This window comes from Euzebya sp. (genome assembly GCF_964222135.1).
Classification (GTDB): domain Bacteria; phylum Actinomycetota; class Nitriliruptoria; order Euzebyales; family Euzebyaceae; genus Euzebya.
In genome coordinates, this window is record NZ_CAXQBR010000017.1 from 1 (window position 1) to 14,086 (window position 14,086).

The following is a 14,086-nucleotide window of genomic DNA, read 5'->3' on the forward strand; positions in this document are numbered from 1 at the left end:
ACTTGACGTTCAGCGTCCCCAAGTCGGTGTCGGTGTTGTGGGCGCTCACGGACGAGGTGACCCGCGGGGTGATCGTCGAGGCGCACCACGCGGCGATCCGTGACGTGATCGGCTTGGTGGAGCGGGCGGTGGCGGTCACCCGCATGGGCGCGAGGGGGCCGGACGGGGCGGTCGCCCACGTGCCGGTGGAGGGGGTGGTGGCGGCGGCGTTCGACCACTACGACTCCCGCGCCGGCGACCCCCAGCTGCACACCCATGTCGTCATCGCGAACAAGGTCAAGACGGTGCTGGACGGCAGGTGGCGCAGCCTGGACAGCCGGGCAGTGCACGCCGCGGTGGTGGCGCTGTCGGAGCACTACAACGCCATCCTGGTCGACCGGCTCACCGACACCCTCGGCGTCGTCTGGAGCCCGCGTGACCGCGGGACAGACCGCAACCCGGGCTGGGAGATCGCCGGCGTGCCCGAAGAGCTCCTCGACGCCTTCTCCTCGCGCAGCGCGGGGATCGAGGCGGCGACGGACGAGCTGGTCGCCGGCTACGTCGCCGCCCATGGCCATCAGCCGTCGGCGAGGGCGGTGATCAAGTTGCGGCAGCAGGCCACGTTGGCCACGCGGCCGGACAAGGCGTTGCACTCCCTCGCCGATCTGACAGGCCGCTGGCACGCGACCGCGCGGGCGCAGGGAACTCGACTGGACGCATGGGTTGACGCGGCGCTCGTTGGACGTGCGCGGCAGCGGTTGCACGCGTCGGACCTGTCGCCGGCGACTGTGGCGGGGATTGCCACGACGGTCGTGGAGGTGGTGGGTGAGCGTCGGTCGACGTGGCGACGGTGGAACCTGCACGCCGAAGCGACCCGCCAGCTCATGGGCGTCCGCTTCGCCAGCACCGCCGACCGCGAGGCCGTCCTCACTGCAGTGGTGCACGCCGCCGAGACCGCGTCGGTCCAGCTGACCCCGCCTGACCTTGCGCCTGTGCCGGCGGAGTTGCGGCGGGAGGACGGCACCAGTGTGCTGCGGCCGCGCCACGCGACGGTGTTCACCTCCGCTGAGCTCCTTGCCGCCGAGGACCGCCTGCTCCAGCTGTCCCGCACGACGCGCGCACCTCGGGTTCCCGCCGTCACTGTCGCCCATCACGCGGACGGGCTGGGCGATGATCAGGTCGCCGCGATCGCCAAGGTGGCTACGTCGGGCCGGGTGGTGGACGTGCTGGTCGGCCCGGCCGGTGCCGGCAAGACCACCACCATGCGCACCCTTCGGAGCGCGTGGGAGCACCTCCACGGCACCGGCACGGTCGTCGGGGCTCGCGCCATCCGCCGCGGCAGCCGAGGTGCTCGGTGCCGACCTCGACATCGACACCGACACCACGGCGAAGTGGCTTCACGAACTCGCGGCTGGCCGTGTCGCGCTCCGTGCCGGCCAGCTGGCCATCGTCGACGAAGCCTCCCTCGCCGGAACCCACACCCTGCACCGCATCGCCACCGCCGCAGCCGGTGCCGGCGCGAAGCTGCTGCTCGTCGGGGACCCGCCCAGCTCGCAGCCGTCGACGCCGCCGACAAGACGGCGACGCTGCTACGTCGGGTCCGGCCGGTCAGCGTCGTCGACGCTCAGCGAAGGGACATGGTCAGAGAGATGCTTGCCGACTGGCGCTGGCTCAACGGGCGCATCCCCCCAGCTGAGGACCGACTGATCGCGGTCGTCGCTGCACACGGCACCACGCTCACCTCCATCTACGGCATCGCCGACATCGGGGCGGCGACGATCATCTCCATCGTTGGTGACGTCTCCCGCTTCCCGACCGCCGGGCACTTCGCGGCCTTCTGCGGCACCGCACCGTTGGAGGCCTCCTCCGGCGATGTGGTGCGCCATCGGCTGTCCCGGCGGGGTGATCGGCAGATGAACAAGGTCCTGCACGTCGCCGCGACCTGCCAGGCCCGCAACGCAAGCCCCGGCCGCGTCTACTACCTGCGCAAGATCGCGGAGGGCAACGGCAAGCTCGAGGCGCTCCGCAAGCTCAAGCGCCAACTCGCCACCGTCGTGTACCGACGGCTCCTGGCCGACCAGGCGGTCCGGGGCGGACAGGTGAAGACGAGACCGAAGTCCGCGTGACCGGATCCCACTCCGTAGCCGGCTCTTGAGTCGAGTCACGCCCCGAACCACCCCGAACCCTACACCCCCGACTACCCGACCGGAACCCCGGCCAACGGGCACACCCCCGCGCCCTCAGACAGCAACGCAGAAGTGCCCGTTGACACAGAGAGGTTCGAGCTCCGCGGTGACCGCAGATCCGTGTCACGCCCGGATGCAACGATTGCGTAAAGACGACCTCGGGATCGCCATGAGCCCGCGCTGGCACGCGATCGAAGGCGCGTCGCTGGACTTCTACTTCAACGAGACCCACCAGCGGCCCCACGTCGCGGTCCGCGGCGCCGGATGGTCCTGCACCGTGGCCCTCGACTCCATGGAGGTCCTCGCGTCCTCAGGTCGGCCCCCGGCACGGGTGATGGCGGCGGTGATCGACCTGTTGGGCGAGCACCGAGACCTGGCGGTCCGCGCCTTCTTCGAGACCGCCGCCCACCGGTTCCCCGGTACCCTCGAAGAGATGAAGGAGGCTGAGGATGACGGACCTACATCCGATCGTTGACGTCGTCGCCGTCCGCGTGCTGTCGCGCTACATCATCGAGGTGACGTTCGCCGACGACGAGGTCAAGGTCATCGACCTCGAACCCGTCCTGTGGGGAGAGGCCTTCGCGCCGCTCGTCGCCGACTACGAGCTGTTCAAGGCCGTTAGGGTCGACCCCGACGCCGGGACGATCGTGTGGCCCAACGGCGCGGACATCTCGCCGCGCATGCTGCATGAGAAGGGCCGCCCAGCCGTCCCCCATCGCCATCACTCGACGACCTAAACCCCGCAGGCGGATCGTGCGTCTACGTACGGTGAATGGACATCCCCGTCCACGACACCACCGACGCGCCGGCCTGGCCGGACCCCGCGACGTTCTGCGCGGATGTCCGTGGGCAGCTCGTCGGGGCGTTGGTGCTGCTGGGCCACGACTGGCGTGTGGCCGAGGAGCTCGCCCAGGAGGCCTTGGTGCGGACCTGGCAGCGCTGGGCGACGATCGATCATCCACGTGCCTTCGCGTTGCGCTGCGCGACGAACCTTTCGCGCTCGTGGCTGCGTCGACGACTCGCGGAACGCCGGGCCTACCGGCTGGTGTCGGCTGACGCATCGACGACGAGCGATCCACCGGACACCGCGTCGGCCGTGGCGGTTCGTCGTGCGGTCGCCGCCTTGCCGGCTCGCCAGCGCGAGGCCGTGGTGGCCCGCTACTTCGCCGACCTGTCAGTGGTCGATGCCGCGGAGGTGATGGGGTGCGCTGCGGGGACGGTGAAGGCCCTGACCGCCCAGGCGATCGCCAACCTCCGACGGGCGGGTCTGGACGTCACCGAGGAGGAGTCCGATGCCTGATCTGCGCGAGCTGCTGCACGATGCGGTGCCGTCCGGGGAGCCGACCTTCGACGCCGCGGACGTCCGAGACCGCGTTCGCGCCGTCGAGCGACGCCACCGGCGAACCGTCGTGGGAGTGGCGGCCGCCGTGGTCCTCCTCGTCGCAGTCGGGATCGGCACGACCATCACGACGGACCGGACGGCGTTCGTCGACACCGTCCCCTCCGCCGGATGGCCCTCGTCGGTCACCTTCGCGGGTGCGCAGGTCGAGGTGACGGTGGGGGCGGAACCGGGTGATCTCGTGGGGTACGTGGAGCCGGGTGACACGATCACGGCGGTGGGGGCGAGCACCGACGTCGACGGGCGGGTGAGCTTGTGGTTCACCTGCGGCGGGGGAGAGGCGGTGCGGCTGCGGGAGGTGTACGACCCCCCGACGCCGCCCGCGCTGCCCGTCGCCGCACTCGCCGAGGCGGCGACCCAGCTGACGTCTTCGAACGGCTGTGAGCCCGAGCCACCGACGAAGACCCCCGACGTGCAGCTGGATGGTGGGATCGGCCTCGTCGGTCTCGCCCGAGCGATCGACCGGGCCGGGATGACCGCGTGCTGTGCAACCGTCCCGCTGGTGCCGATGGCGGATCGGCCGGGCGTGAGCGACGGCGGCATCGGCACCTTCCGGGCAGCCGAGGGATCGGTGGCCTGGGCGGTCGAGGACGGCGGGGACGAGCCGCTGCGGTTCACCGCCGACTTCCACTCGTGGGTCCCGACGGACCTGGTCGCGCCGGAGTTCCTCCCGCTGGCCGGTGGACGCGTCGCCTGGGACCCGGCACGGGGGGTGGTCGCCGCCACGTGCGGCATGGCGACGGTCCAGGCCCGCATGGGGCAGGAGGAGCTCCCCCGGTGGGAGGCGTTCCTGGACAGCATCGACTGCACCCCCTCCCCGCCCGAAGGCCTTGGTCCGACGTTCGACCTGGTCTCGCTCCTGTCGGACCTCGGTGTGGAGCCGGTCGCGACCCCGGCAGCCGACGCCACGGTCGCCGCCGCGGAGGTGGTCGTGGACGGGCAGACCCTCGTCATCCGATCGGGCGGCATGGGTCAGGTCGGGCTGCCCCAGTCCGCCATGGAGGACCTGCCGCGGACCGTGGGGACGTTCGTCGGCACCGGCGACGCGTGGCCGACGGGGTCGACCACGACACCGGTGGGCGGTGCGTTCACCGTCTGCACCATCACCCACGCGGTGTTCGCGTTCACCGAGCCGGGCGTCGACCTGGCAGTCGACCTCGCCGAGCGCATCCGTGCACACCCGGGCTGTGCGACCGTCGGGCTGCCTGAGGGCGCGCCGCCGATGCCGGCCGCACCACCGCCTGCGGAGGTGACGACGCCAGGCCCCGAGGAGGAGGTCTCGACGACCGTCGCAGACGACGTGATCCAGGCGTCGAGCTCGCCGGCGGTGAGGGCGTGATCCTGCCGGAGTCCGGGATGGTGTCGTCCACCTGCCGCGAGACCGGGGTCATCACCACGACCGGACCAGAGGCCGGCGGGAGCGAGCTGGCGTGGGTCGCCCAGCTGCCGGAGGCGATCGGGTGTGAACCGATGCCGCACCGCGTGACCCGGCAGATCACCACCGACGAGGGGACGGTCATCCCGCGGTCGGAGTCGATCCGGGAGGCGCGTCTCCGCGAGGCCGTCACCGCGCTGGGCGTCGAGCCGTGCTGTGGCGAGCCGTCCCACGGCGGATCCGGGGCGACGACGGGGATGATCTGGGAGGGGGTGGCGGTCGGCATCACCGCGGGACCGCCGGCGTTCGACGGCGGTGCGGCCGAATCCGGATCCGACGTCGTGGAGGTGGGCGACGGCCAGGCGGCCGTCACCCTCGACGAGCAGCCCCAGGTCCGCTTCGACTGCGGCGACACCCACTACTCGATGTCGGACTTCGATGGCCGGCCCGAAGACGCCGCGCCCCTCATCCGAGCCGCTGAGTCGCTTGTCGCGGAACTCACCTGCACCCCGACGGTCACCTAGGCCCAACATCCGCAGATACGGCGCCGGGCTCCGTCACCTCTTCCCCGACCGTTGGGAGGCGGCCCCAAGGTCGGTGACGGTCGCGCCGGCTGCTTGATCTATGGCCTGCCCGAGCAGGTGGGCGATCGTCGCGTCGCGATCCGCCGTCGCGTGCTGGTAGCGCAACGCGGCGACTGTGGTCGAGTGCCCGAGCCGTGCCATGACCTCCTTCAAGGAGGCGCCTTGGCTGGCGGCCAGCGTGGCGCCGGTCCCGCGGAGGTCGTGGAAGTGCAGCTTCGCCCGCAACGTCGGATCATCGTCGGCGACCGCGCTGCGAGCCTTCCGCCAGAGGCGCCCGATGTACATGTGATCCACCGGCGTCCCGTGCGGCCTCGTGAACACCCACGCGTCGGGAGCCGTGTCCGTCCAGGCGTCGAGGTGCGCTTCGAGGAGCCCCATCACCTGCGGGGGGAGGGTGACCGTGCGCTTGCTGTCGGACTTCGGGTCCTCGACGAGGAGACGCCGATCGTGGGCGCGCTTCACCTTCCGGCGGATGTGGATGCGGTTGCCGAGCGGGTCGATGTCGGCGCGTTGCAGTCCTGCAGCCTCGCCGACGCGCAGCGCGCCGAAAGCGGTGACCGGCACGATGGCGGTCAACCGTTCGCGGAACTGCGCCGCGAGCGCGAACACCTGGGGGATCGTGGCCACGGGGCGTTCGGGCGAGCTCTCCTTGCCGCCGCCATCGATCATGCACGGGTTGCGGATGACCCGGGAGTTCTTCACCGCGTGGTTGAGGATCGTGCGCAGCAGTCGGTAGGCCTTCGCGCGCTGCAAGGTGGTTGTGGTCCGTCCCAAGGTCGCGAACCACTGCTCGACGGTGGCCGGCTCGATGTCGCCGAGGTGGGCGTCACCGAGGTGGGGGAGGACGTGCTTGTCGAGGACGAAGCGGTACAGGTCGCGGGTGCCCGTGGAGAGGGTTGGGTGGTGCTCGAGCCACTCGTTGGCGTAGGTGCGGAGCTCGACGCGTCCGCGGTCGGGTGGGACGAACGCACCCCGTTGTGCGTCGGCGGCTGCCGAGACGAGCGCGACGTTGGCATCAGCCTTGGTCGGGAACGTCCCGAGGCTCACCAGGCGGTTGGTCGCACGATCCCTGACGCGCACCTGTCATCGACCGGAGGCCAGTTGCCGGATGGTGCCCCCGTGTGACCTGCGGTTCTGTCTGGAGCGGGTGACCGGAATCGAACCGGCGTCATCAGCTTGGAAGGCTGGGGTTCTACCACTGAACTACACCCGCGGGCGGCCGGGAGTCTAGCGCGGGCGTGGCGGCCGACGCAGGGCGTGGTCACCCGTCACCGTTAGTATGGATTAGTGCCATATTTGGCCGGGAAAGGTCAGCGGTGCGACGGGATCCGCCGCAGTCACAGGGCCCCCTACCACCCGTCGTAGGCAGCTGGATCGTGCAGATGGAGGACTTCAGCCGAAGGCACGCCATGTGGATCGCGAGGTCCATGGCCCGCACCGACCTGTCTCCGCTGACCGGCGCCGACGTCGTCGCCCTGGAGAACGCGTGCACCCCCCAGCGCGTCGAGGCCGGCACCGTCCTGTTGAACGCCGGCGCACCGCCGACCGCGGTGCACATCGTCCGCGAGGGCCGCGTCCACCTCGCCATGCGGAACCCCCCGGTCGGAAGGCAGACGATCGGCATCGTCGGTGCGGGTGGGGTCGTCGGTGACGTCCCGCTGCTCACCCAGCAGGACATGCCCTTCGACGCCTACGCCGACGTCGACTCGACCCTCCTCACCCTGGGACGCGACCAGTTCCTCACGCTCCTGTCGGACTCCGCGTCGCTGTCGCTGCGGTGGACGACGTCGATGGCCCAGAGGATCCAGGAGTCCCAGCGTCGGCTCGTGACCCTGCTGACCAAGGACCTCGCGTCACAGATCGCGACGGTCCTGATGGACCACCGCGTCCGCCAGGACGGGGCGTGGATCGTGCCGATGCCGCACCAGACCATCGCGCACCTGCTCGGCGCCCGCCGCCAGTCGGTCAGCCGGGTGCTCGGTCACCTCCGCCGCGACGGGCTGGTGCGATCGCGGTACGGGTCCGTGGAGATCCTCGACCTGCCCCGCATCGCCGAGCTCGCGGGGGACGACACCGACGGTGGAGACCTGGCCGCGAGCGCGTGAGAGCCGGCCGTCCCGAGGTGGCGTACTGTGTGGACCCTCGGGACGTGGCGCAGCCTGGTAGCGCACCGCCTTTGGGTGGCGGGGGTCGCCGGTTCGAATCCGGCCGTCCCGACCAGGAAGTCGCAGAACTGCTGGGGATTCCGTGATCCCACGGCAGGTGCGATTTGATCGAACCAGCAGGTACCCACCATTTACTCCGGCACTCGATTGGGGTTCCTCGCCCCGTCTTCGGGTGCCTACTGCCCGGCGTAGACCCCTGTCGGTGGCTGGGGACGCACGACACACCTGTCGGGCATGGACACCACCGATCGCACCGTTCCCCCGGGTCTCGAGGCGCTGCTCAGCGTCGAGGAGCTGGCCGCCTACCTCGGCGTCCCTCGACAGACGATCTACGACTGGCGGGTGACCGGCCGCGGACCGCGCGCCTACCGCGTCGGCAAGCGGCTCCGCTTCGCCACCGCCGACGTCCGTGCGTGGATGGACGGCCTGGCCGACCCGGACCCATCACCGCCGGCACGCCGGCAGGGGTGACCGGTCGTGGGTAGGCCGCGCACCCCGATCGGCACCTTCGGGGCGATCAGCACCCGCACCCGCCCCAGCGGACTGGTCGAAGCCCGGACCCGCTACCGCGACTGGGATGGGACGCTGCGTACCGTGCAGGCATCCGCGGACAGCCGGACGGCGGCGGAGCGGGCGTTGAAGGCCAAGCTCGCCGAGCGCTCGGCGGTGCAGCCGCAGTTCACGACGCTCACCGCGGACAGCTCCTTCGAGGAGCTGGTCGACTACTGGCTCGACGACCTCGACCTGGAAGGCCGGCTCGCGGTCAGCACGCGTCAGTCGTACGAGCGCAACATGCGCAACCTGGTCCTTCCCGTCTTCGCCCCGCTGGCGCTGCGGGAGATCGGCGTCGCGCGCTGTGACGCCTTCCTGAAGCACCTGGCGAAGCGCAGCTACAACCGGGCGCGGCAGGCACGTGTGGTCATGCGGCTGGCGTTCAGCCTGGCCGTGCGCCACGAGGTCCTGCCGCGCAACCCGATGGACAACGTCGCCCAGCTGCGCCGCCCGCCGTCCACGCCCACCGCGCTCACACCGGCGGAGGTCAACGCGGTCCGGGCTGCCATCCGCTTCTGGGAGGAGGGCCAGTCCGCCAGCGGCCCCCGCCCCGACGGGCAGCTCGGCCTGATGGTGGAGGTGATGCTCGGCACCTCAGCGCGGATCGGGGAGGTGCTGGCCATCCGCCGCCGGGACGTGGACGTGACCAGCGCCCCGCCGACCATCCGGATCGCCGGCACGCTGGTGGACCGGCGCAACCTGCCGGTCATCCGCCAGGACCACCCCAAGACCGCACGGTCACGCCGGGTGGTCGCCTTGCCGTCCTTCACCGCCGAGGCCGTCCGTCGACGGCTCACCGCGATGGAGGACCGGTCGCTCGACGCGCTGTTGTTCTCGAGCCGGGTCGGCACGCCGTTGATGCCCAACAACGTCCGTCGACAGTTGCGCGCCGCGATGGACCTGGCCGGCATCGAGGGGGTGACCCCGCACATGCTGCGCCGCAGCGTCGCGACCGCCGTCCACGCCCAGGCCAGCGTCGACCTGGCCGCGGAGCTGCTCGGTCACACCGACCCGAAGATCACCATCCGCCACTACATCCGCCGCAGCGAGATGGTCAACCCCGTCACCGCGGACCTGCTCGACCACGCCTTCGGCACGGACGGGCAGAACCCCGGCGCAGAACCCTCGTAACCCTCGCGGAGTCAAGGCCGCCGGGTGCCGTGCGGCCACCTCAGCTTGGCCGCGTTTCGCCAGGTCGCACGGTCATGCCAAGTTGGCACCACCGTAGGGGCCCCCGCGCAGACCGGATCCGGCCGACGGTGTGCGCTCCTGGCGTCTCCACGCTCCACGCCGGTTCAGACGGAACAGCCACCCCGTCTGTGTCAGCGACTCTGAAGAATCTTCATCGACGTGCGCTGTCCAGCTCGTACACGGTCCCCGGCCCCCCGCCGCGTCACCCCACCACATCGCCGGACACACCTCTGGCAGATCGAGGACGCCAGGCGGCCGCCGCACACCTGTGAGGTGTGGAGCACATCTCGGGGTGGTCTGGGTGACGGTGTCGATGCGGGTGATGTCCGCCGGCGCCGGCTATCGCTACCTGCTGAACTCCGTCGCCGTCGGCGACGCCGTCCGCAAGTCCGGACGGACCCTGGTGGACTACTACACCGTCGAGGGCTGCCCGCCGGGCCGCTGGCTCGGCTCGGGACTGCCGGCCCTGGGCAGCGGGGAGCTGCGAGCGGGCGATGTGGTCACCGAGGAGCAGGTGGCACGCCTGCTCGGCCAGGGCCGCGATCCACTCACCGGGGAGCCGTTGGGCCGCGCCTACCCCCAGTACCGGTCACGCGCGGAACGGATCGCCGACCGCGTCGCCGAGCTCGACGACGGTCTGGACGACGACGCCCGTACCGCGGCGATCGAGCGGATCGAGGCTGAGGAGTCCCGGCGACGGTCCCGTCGGGCGGTGGCGGGGTTCGACTTGACCTTCAGCGTCCCCAAGTCCGTGTCGGTGTTGTGGGCGCTCGCCGACGAGGCGACCCGGGCGGTGATCGTCGAGGCGCACCATGCGGCGATCCGCGACGTCATCGACGTGGTGGAGGGGGAGGTGGCGGTCACCCGCATGGGCGCCTCGGGTCCGGAGGGGGCGGTCGCCCACGTACCGGTCACGGGAGTGGTGGCCGCGGCGTTCGACCACTACGACTCCCGCGCCGGCGACCCCCAGCTCCACACCCACGTCGTCATCGCCAACAAGGTCCGCACCGTGCTCGACGGCAGGTGGCGCAGCCTGGACAGCCGGCCTGTGCACGCCGCGATGGTGGCGCTGTCTGAGCACTACAACGCCGTCCTGGCCGACCGGCTCACCGACACCCTCGGTGTCGTCTGGCACCAGCGGGACCGCGGAGCGGACCGCAACCTGGGCTGGGAGATCGCAGGCGTACCAGAAGAGCTCCTCGACGCGTTCTCCTCGCGCAGCGCAGGCATCGAGTCGGCGACGGACGAGCTGGTCGCCGACTACGTCGCCGCGCACGGCCATCAGCCGTCGGCGAGGGCGATGATCAAGTTGCGGCAGCAGGCCACGTTGGCCACGCGGCCGGACAAGGCGTTGCACTCCCTCGCGGAGCTCACCGAACGGTGGTGCACGACGGCCACCGACCACAAGCACCCGCCGGACACATGGGCTTCCCAGGTGCTGGGCGGTCGGCCACAGCAGCAGCTGCACGCGTCGGACCTGTCGCCGGTGGTTCTCGAAGGGATCGCCGCCACGGTCGTGGAGGTGGTGGGTGAGCGCCGGTCGACGTGGCGCAGGTGGAACCTGCACGCCGAAGCCACCCGCCAGCTCATGGGCGTCCGCTTCGCCAGCACCGCAGACCGCGAAACCGTCCTCAACGCAGTGGTGCACGCCGCCGAAGCCGCGTCGGTCCAACTCACCCCGCCCGAACTCGCCGCCGTCCCAGCGGAGCTGCGGCGGGACGACGGCACCAGCGTGTTGAGGCCGCGCCACGCGACGGTGTTCACCTCCGCCGAGCTCCTCGCCGCCGAGGACCGACTGCTCCAGCTGTCCCGGACGACGCACGCACCTCGGGTTCCCGCCGTCACTGTCGTCCACCACGCCGGCGGCCTCGACGACGACCAGGTCGCCGCCATCGAGCAGGTGGCCACGTCCGGCCGGGTGCTCGACGTCCTCGTCGGCCCGGCCGGTGCCGGCAAGACCACCACCATGCGCACCCTCCGCACCGCATGGGAGCACCTCTACGGCGCCGGGACCGTGCTCGGGCTTGCCCCGTCCGCCGCAGCAGCCGAGGTCCTCGGCGCCGACCTCGAGATCGACACTGAGACACGGCCAAGGGGCTACACGAACTCAAGGCCGGCCGCACCGGCCTCCGCGCTGGGCAGCTGGTGATCGTCGATGAGGCCTCCTTGGCCGGAACCCACACGCTTCACCGCCTCGCCACTGCCACAGCCGAGGCAGGCGCGAAGCTGTTGCTCGTCGGAGATCCCGCACAGCTTGCGGCGGTCGACGCCGGCGGCGCGTTCAGGTTGCTCGCCACCGACCGAGACGATGTCGCCGAGCTCACCGACGTCCGCCGCTTCCACCATGATTGGGAGAAGGCAGCGTCCCTGCAGCTGCGTGGCGGCAACCCCGCCGTGCTTGACACCTACGCGAGGAACGGTCGCCTCCACAACGGCGACACCGACGCGATGTTGGACGCCGCCTACACCGCCTGGCAGGCCGACCTCGCCGCCGGCACGACCAGCCTCCTCATCGCCCCCACCCGCGAGCACGTCACCGCCCTCAACCAGCGCGCCCACACCGACCGGGTCGACGACGGCGACGTCGACCCCTCCACCGTCGTCCGCTTGCACGACCGCACCCTCGCCGGAGTCGGCGACGTGATCCTGACCCGCCGCAACCACCGCCGGCTCGCCGACGGGTCCGGCCGGTGGGTTTGCAACGGCGACCGCTGGACGGTCTCCTCGATCCACGCCGACGGCACCCTCACCGTGCGTGGCAACGGTGGCACCGTGCAGCTTCCGGCCGAGTACGTCGCCGACCACGTGGAGCTCGGCTATGCCGTCACCGCCCACCGCGCTCAGGGCGCGACCGTCGACACCGCCCACGCCATCGTCACCCCCACGATGACCCGCGAGACCCTGTACGTCGCCATGACCCGCGGACGTGGGGCGAACACTGCCTACACCGCCACTGACGACTCCGACCTCGAGCCCCACCAGGACGACGGCGACGCAACCGGCCGGACGGTGCTCGCCGGCGTGCTCGCCCGGGTCGGCGCGGAACCGTCCGGCCACGAGACCCTGCGGGACGAGCAGGACCGGTGGGGCTCCATCGCTCAGCTCGCCGCGGAGTACGAGACCATCGCCGCCGCTGCCCAACACGACCGGTGGACCCAGCTCGTCCGAACCTGCGGGCTCACCGACGGCCAGGCCGACCAAGTCCTCGCCTCTGACGCGTTCGGCGCTCTCTCAGCCGCCCTCCGCACTGCCCAGGCCCACCACCTGCTACCCGAGAAGCTCCTCCCCAGGCTTGTCGACGACCGTGCCCTCGAAGATGCCGACGACATCGCCGCCGTCCTCCACCACCGCGTCGCCACCGTCAGCACCCGAGCCGCCAACACCCCACAGCGGCCGCCAGAGCTGATCGCCGGACTCATCCCCAACGCCACCGGCCCCATGACCCCCGACATGCGCACCGCCCTCGACGAACGTCAACAGCTCATCGAACGGCGAGCCCGCGACCTCGTCGAGACCGCCATGGACCAGCATGAACCGTGGCTCCGCCATCTCGGCTCGCGGCCGTTCGCGCCGCGCGGTCGCGACCGATGGGTCCACACGGCAACTACCATCGCCGCGTACCGCGACCGCTACAACATCGCCTCCACCGATCCGCTCGGCGCTCCCCCGACCACGGACGCACAACGGACCGATGCGGCCTACGCGGACACGGCCCTCAACCACCTTCGCCTCCTCCCTAGGGTCGAGCACGCAACGAGTAAGGGACCGCTCCTCGGCGGGGACGCACCTGGTCTCGGTCGAGCATTCTGAGATCTGGGGCTCTCGAATGCTGGCGGGCGTCTCGGAGGACGTAATGCGCCGGGCGGGCGGTCGGATCGAGGCCGAAGGCATCATCACCCTTCGGCTGCCGCAACGATCTCGACAGCCCGGTTGGCCTCGCGGCGAACCCGGGCATTGGGGTCCCCCCTCTTGAGCTCGTCCATCCTGGTGAGCAGATCGCCACAACGATGCCGCGCAACGACCTTGGCGCACATCTCCCGAACCCTCCACGCATCATCCGATGCCGCCGCGTGAAGGACACTCGGCTCACGTCCGTCCCAGGACCACAGGAGCCCTCGCATCGCCCACACCCGTGTCCAGTAGACCTGGCGGTCCGGAATCCCGTCGTCGATGAGCCGGGCGGCATGGTCCCCGCCGAGGATTCGCAGGAAGTGTTCCTCGCCCAGAAGGCCTTCGTACACCCGGATGCATCGATCCACCACCGCCGACTGCCCCAGCTCCTCGCAAGCGAGACCGATGCGCGTACGCGGCAGGGCCTTCATTTCCTCCACGATAGCCCCACCTACGAGGTCGTTGACGCGCCACCTCAGCTATCGAGCCAGTTCCCCTGGCGACTGGCAGTCTGCCCGGTGCTGGCATAGGTGAACGGCTGCTCTGCCAGGGTTTCCGGCAGCGCAGATCACATGCTGAGGACGAGTCGTTCCTCAGGTTGCGCGGTGATCTCGGCGATCAACTCGAAGTCCTTGTGGAGGTGCAGGATCGTCAGACCCGTCAGCTCGGCGGTCGCGGCGATCAGCAGGTCCGGGATCGACGGTGCACGGTGATGGCCCCGATCGGCGAGCAGCGCCTGCACCTGCTCAGCTCGTTCCTCCATG

13 protein-coding genes, 2 tRNA genes and 3 pseudogenes are annotated in these 14,086 nt (G+C 70.9%); 14 read left to right on the forward strand and 4 right to left on the reverse strand.

Annotated elements, in window-relative coordinates:
• Positions 1-56: 56 nt before the first annotated feature.
• From mobF (ACEQ2X_RS04370) to ACEQ2X_RS04405, 8 genes and pseudogenes are all read left to right on the forward strand, one after another.
• Positions 57-1,232, forward strand: a pseudogene (mobF, locus tag ACEQ2X_RS04370) (MobF family relaxase); the annotation flags it as partial.
• A pseudogene (locus ACEQ2X_RS04375) lies at positions 1,150-1,464 on the forward strand (AAA family ATPase); the annotation flags it as partial. The pseudogenes mobF (ACEQ2X_RS04370) and ACEQ2X_RS04375, both read left to right, overlap by 83 nt.
• A complete protein-coding gene (locus ACEQ2X_RS04380; RefSeq protein WP_370324573.1) occupies positions 1,371-2,105 on the forward strand; it encodes a transposase in 735 nt (244 codons plus the stop codon). The pseudogene ACEQ2X_RS04375 and the gene ACEQ2X_RS04380, both read left to right, overlap by 94 nt.
• 229 nt (positions 2,106-2,334) lie before the next feature.
• A complete protein-coding gene (locus ACEQ2X_RS04385; protein WP_370324561.1) occupies positions 2,335-2,640 on the forward strand; it encodes a DUF4160 domain-containing protein in 306 nt (101 codons plus the stop codon).
• On the forward strand, positions 2,615-2,902 hold the full coding sequence (locus ACEQ2X_RS04390; RefSeq protein ID WP_370324562.1) for a DUF2442 domain-containing protein: 288 nt from the start codon (positions 2,615-2,617) through the stop codon (positions 2,900-2,902). Before ACEQ2X_RS04385 ends, ACEQ2X_RS04390 begins: the two co-directional genes overlap by 26 nt.
• A 35-nt stretch (positions 2,903-2,937) precedes the next feature.
• Positions 2,938-3,465 (forward strand): sigma-70 family RNA polymerase sigma factor, encoded by a 528-nt coding sequence (locus ACEQ2X_RS04395; RefSeq protein ID WP_370324563.1) that lies wholly within the window; start codon positions 2,938-2,940, stop codon positions 3,463-3,465.
• Positions 3,458-4,903: a hypothetical protein gene (locus tag ACEQ2X_RS04400; protein ID WP_370324564.1), complete on the forward strand. Its 1,446-nt coding sequence runs from the start codon at positions 3,458-3,460 to the stop codon at positions 4,901-4,903. Before ACEQ2X_RS04395 ends, ACEQ2X_RS04400 begins: the two co-directional genes overlap by 8 nt.
• Positions 4,904-4,920: 17 nt before the next feature.
• Positions 4,921-5,463, forward strand: coding sequence for a hypothetical protein (locus ACEQ2X_RS04405; protein WP_372530540.1), 543 nt, complete (start codon positions 4,921-4,923; stop codon positions 5,461-5,463).
• A gap of 33 nt (positions 5,464-5,496) precedes the next feature.
• Here the strand turns inward: ACEQ2X_RS04405 and ACEQ2X_RS04410 are convergent, their stop codons facing one another.
• Positions 5,497-6,570: a tyrosine-type recombinase/integrase gene (locus ACEQ2X_RS04410; RefSeq protein WP_370324566.1), complete on the reverse strand. Its 1,074-nt coding sequence runs from the start codon at positions 6,568-6,570 to the stop codon at positions 5,497-5,499.
• A 92-nt stretch (positions 6,571-6,662) separates the two neighbouring features.
• Positions 6,663-6,736 (reverse strand) — tRNA-Gly (locus ACEQ2X_RS04415).
• A 214-nt stretch (positions 6,737-6,950) separates the two neighbouring features.
• On the opposite strand from ACEQ2X_RS04415, the gene ACEQ2X_RS04420 reads away from it, so the two are divergent.
• The 6 genes from ACEQ2X_RS04420 (at position 6,951) to ACEQ2X_RS04445 (ending at position 13,241) form a co-directional block, all read left to right on the forward strand.
• Positions 6,951-7,628 (forward strand): Crp/Fnr family transcriptional regulator, encoded by a 678-nt coding sequence (locus ACEQ2X_RS04420; protein WP_370324567.1) that lies wholly within the window; start codon positions 6,951-6,953, stop codon positions 7,626-7,628.
• Between the two features lie 38 nt (positions 7,629-7,666).
• Positions 7,667-7,743, forward strand: a tRNA-Pro gene (locus ACEQ2X_RS04425).
• A 179-nt stretch (positions 7,744-7,922) separates the two neighbouring features.
• Positions 7,923-8,159 carry a helix-turn-helix domain-containing protein gene (locus tag ACEQ2X_RS04430; protein WP_370324568.1) on the forward strand — a complete coding sequence of 79 codons (237 nt, stop codon included), beginning with the start codon at positions 7,923-7,925 and terminating at the stop codon, positions 8,157-8,159.
• Positions 8,160-8,165: 6 nt separating this feature from the next.
• The gene (locus ACEQ2X_RS04435) at positions 8,166-9,371 is read left to right on the forward strand and encodes a tyrosine-type recombinase/integrase (RefSeq protein ID WP_370324569.1); all 1,206 of its coding nucleotides are present in this window, start codon (positions 8,166-8,168) and stop codon (positions 9,369-9,371) included.
• Positions 9,372-9,723: 352 nt separating this feature from the next.
• Positions 9,724-11,580: a MobF family relaxase gene (gene mobF / locus ACEQ2X_RS04440; protein ID WP_370324570.1), complete on the forward strand. Its 1,857-nt coding sequence runs from the start codon at positions 9,724-9,726 to the stop codon at positions 11,578-11,580.
• Entirely contained in the window at positions 11,577-13,241 is a 1,665-nt protein-coding gene (locus ACEQ2X_RS04445; RefSeq protein WP_370324571.1) for an ATP-dependent RecD-like DNA helicase, read from the forward strand. The genes mobF (ACEQ2X_RS04440) and ACEQ2X_RS04445 overlap by 4 nt, the downstream gene beginning before the upstream one ends.
• Positions 13,242-13,324: 83 nt before the next feature.
• Here the strand turns inward: ACEQ2X_RS04445 and ACEQ2X_RS04450 are convergent, their stop codons facing one another.
• Entirely contained in the window at positions 13,325-13,762 is a 438-nt protein-coding gene (locus ACEQ2X_RS04450; protein ID WP_372530541.1) for a hypothetical protein, read from the reverse strand.
• A 128-nt stretch (positions 13,763-13,890) separates the two neighbouring features.
• Positions 13,891-14,086 (reverse strand): annotated as a pseudogene (locus ACEQ2X_RS04455) (VapC toxin family PIN domain ribonuclease); the annotation flags it as partial.

Coding starts and splice junctions, on each gene's coding strand:
- ACEQ2X_RS04390 (WP_370324562.1), top strand. CDS start 2,615: ATGACGGACCTACATCCGATCGTTGACGTCGTCGCCGTCCGCGTGCTG.
- ACEQ2X_RS04420 (WP_370324567.1), top strand. CDS start 6,951: ATGGCCCGCACCGACCTGTCTCCGCTGACCGGCGCCGACGTCGTCGCC.
- ACEQ2X_RS04395 (WP_370324563.1), top strand. CDS start 2,938: ATGGACATCCCCGTCCACGACACCACCGACGCGCCGGCCTGGCCGGAC.
- ACEQ2X_RS04400 (WP_370324564.1), top strand. CDS start 3,458: ATGCCTGATCTGCGCGAGCTGCTGCACGATGCGGTGCCGTCCGGGGAG.
- ACEQ2X_RS04405 (WP_372530540.1), top strand. CDS start 4,921: ATGGTGTCGTCCACCTGCCGCGAGACCGGGGTCATCACCACGACCGGA.
- ACEQ2X_RS04385 (WP_370324561.1), top strand. CDS start 2,335: ATGAGCCCGCGCTGGCACGCGATCGAAGGCGCGTCGCTGGACTTCTAC.
- ACEQ2X_RS04430 (WP_370324568.1), top strand. CDS start 7,923: ATGGACACCACCGATCGCACCGTTCCCCCGGGTCTCGAGGCGCTGCTC.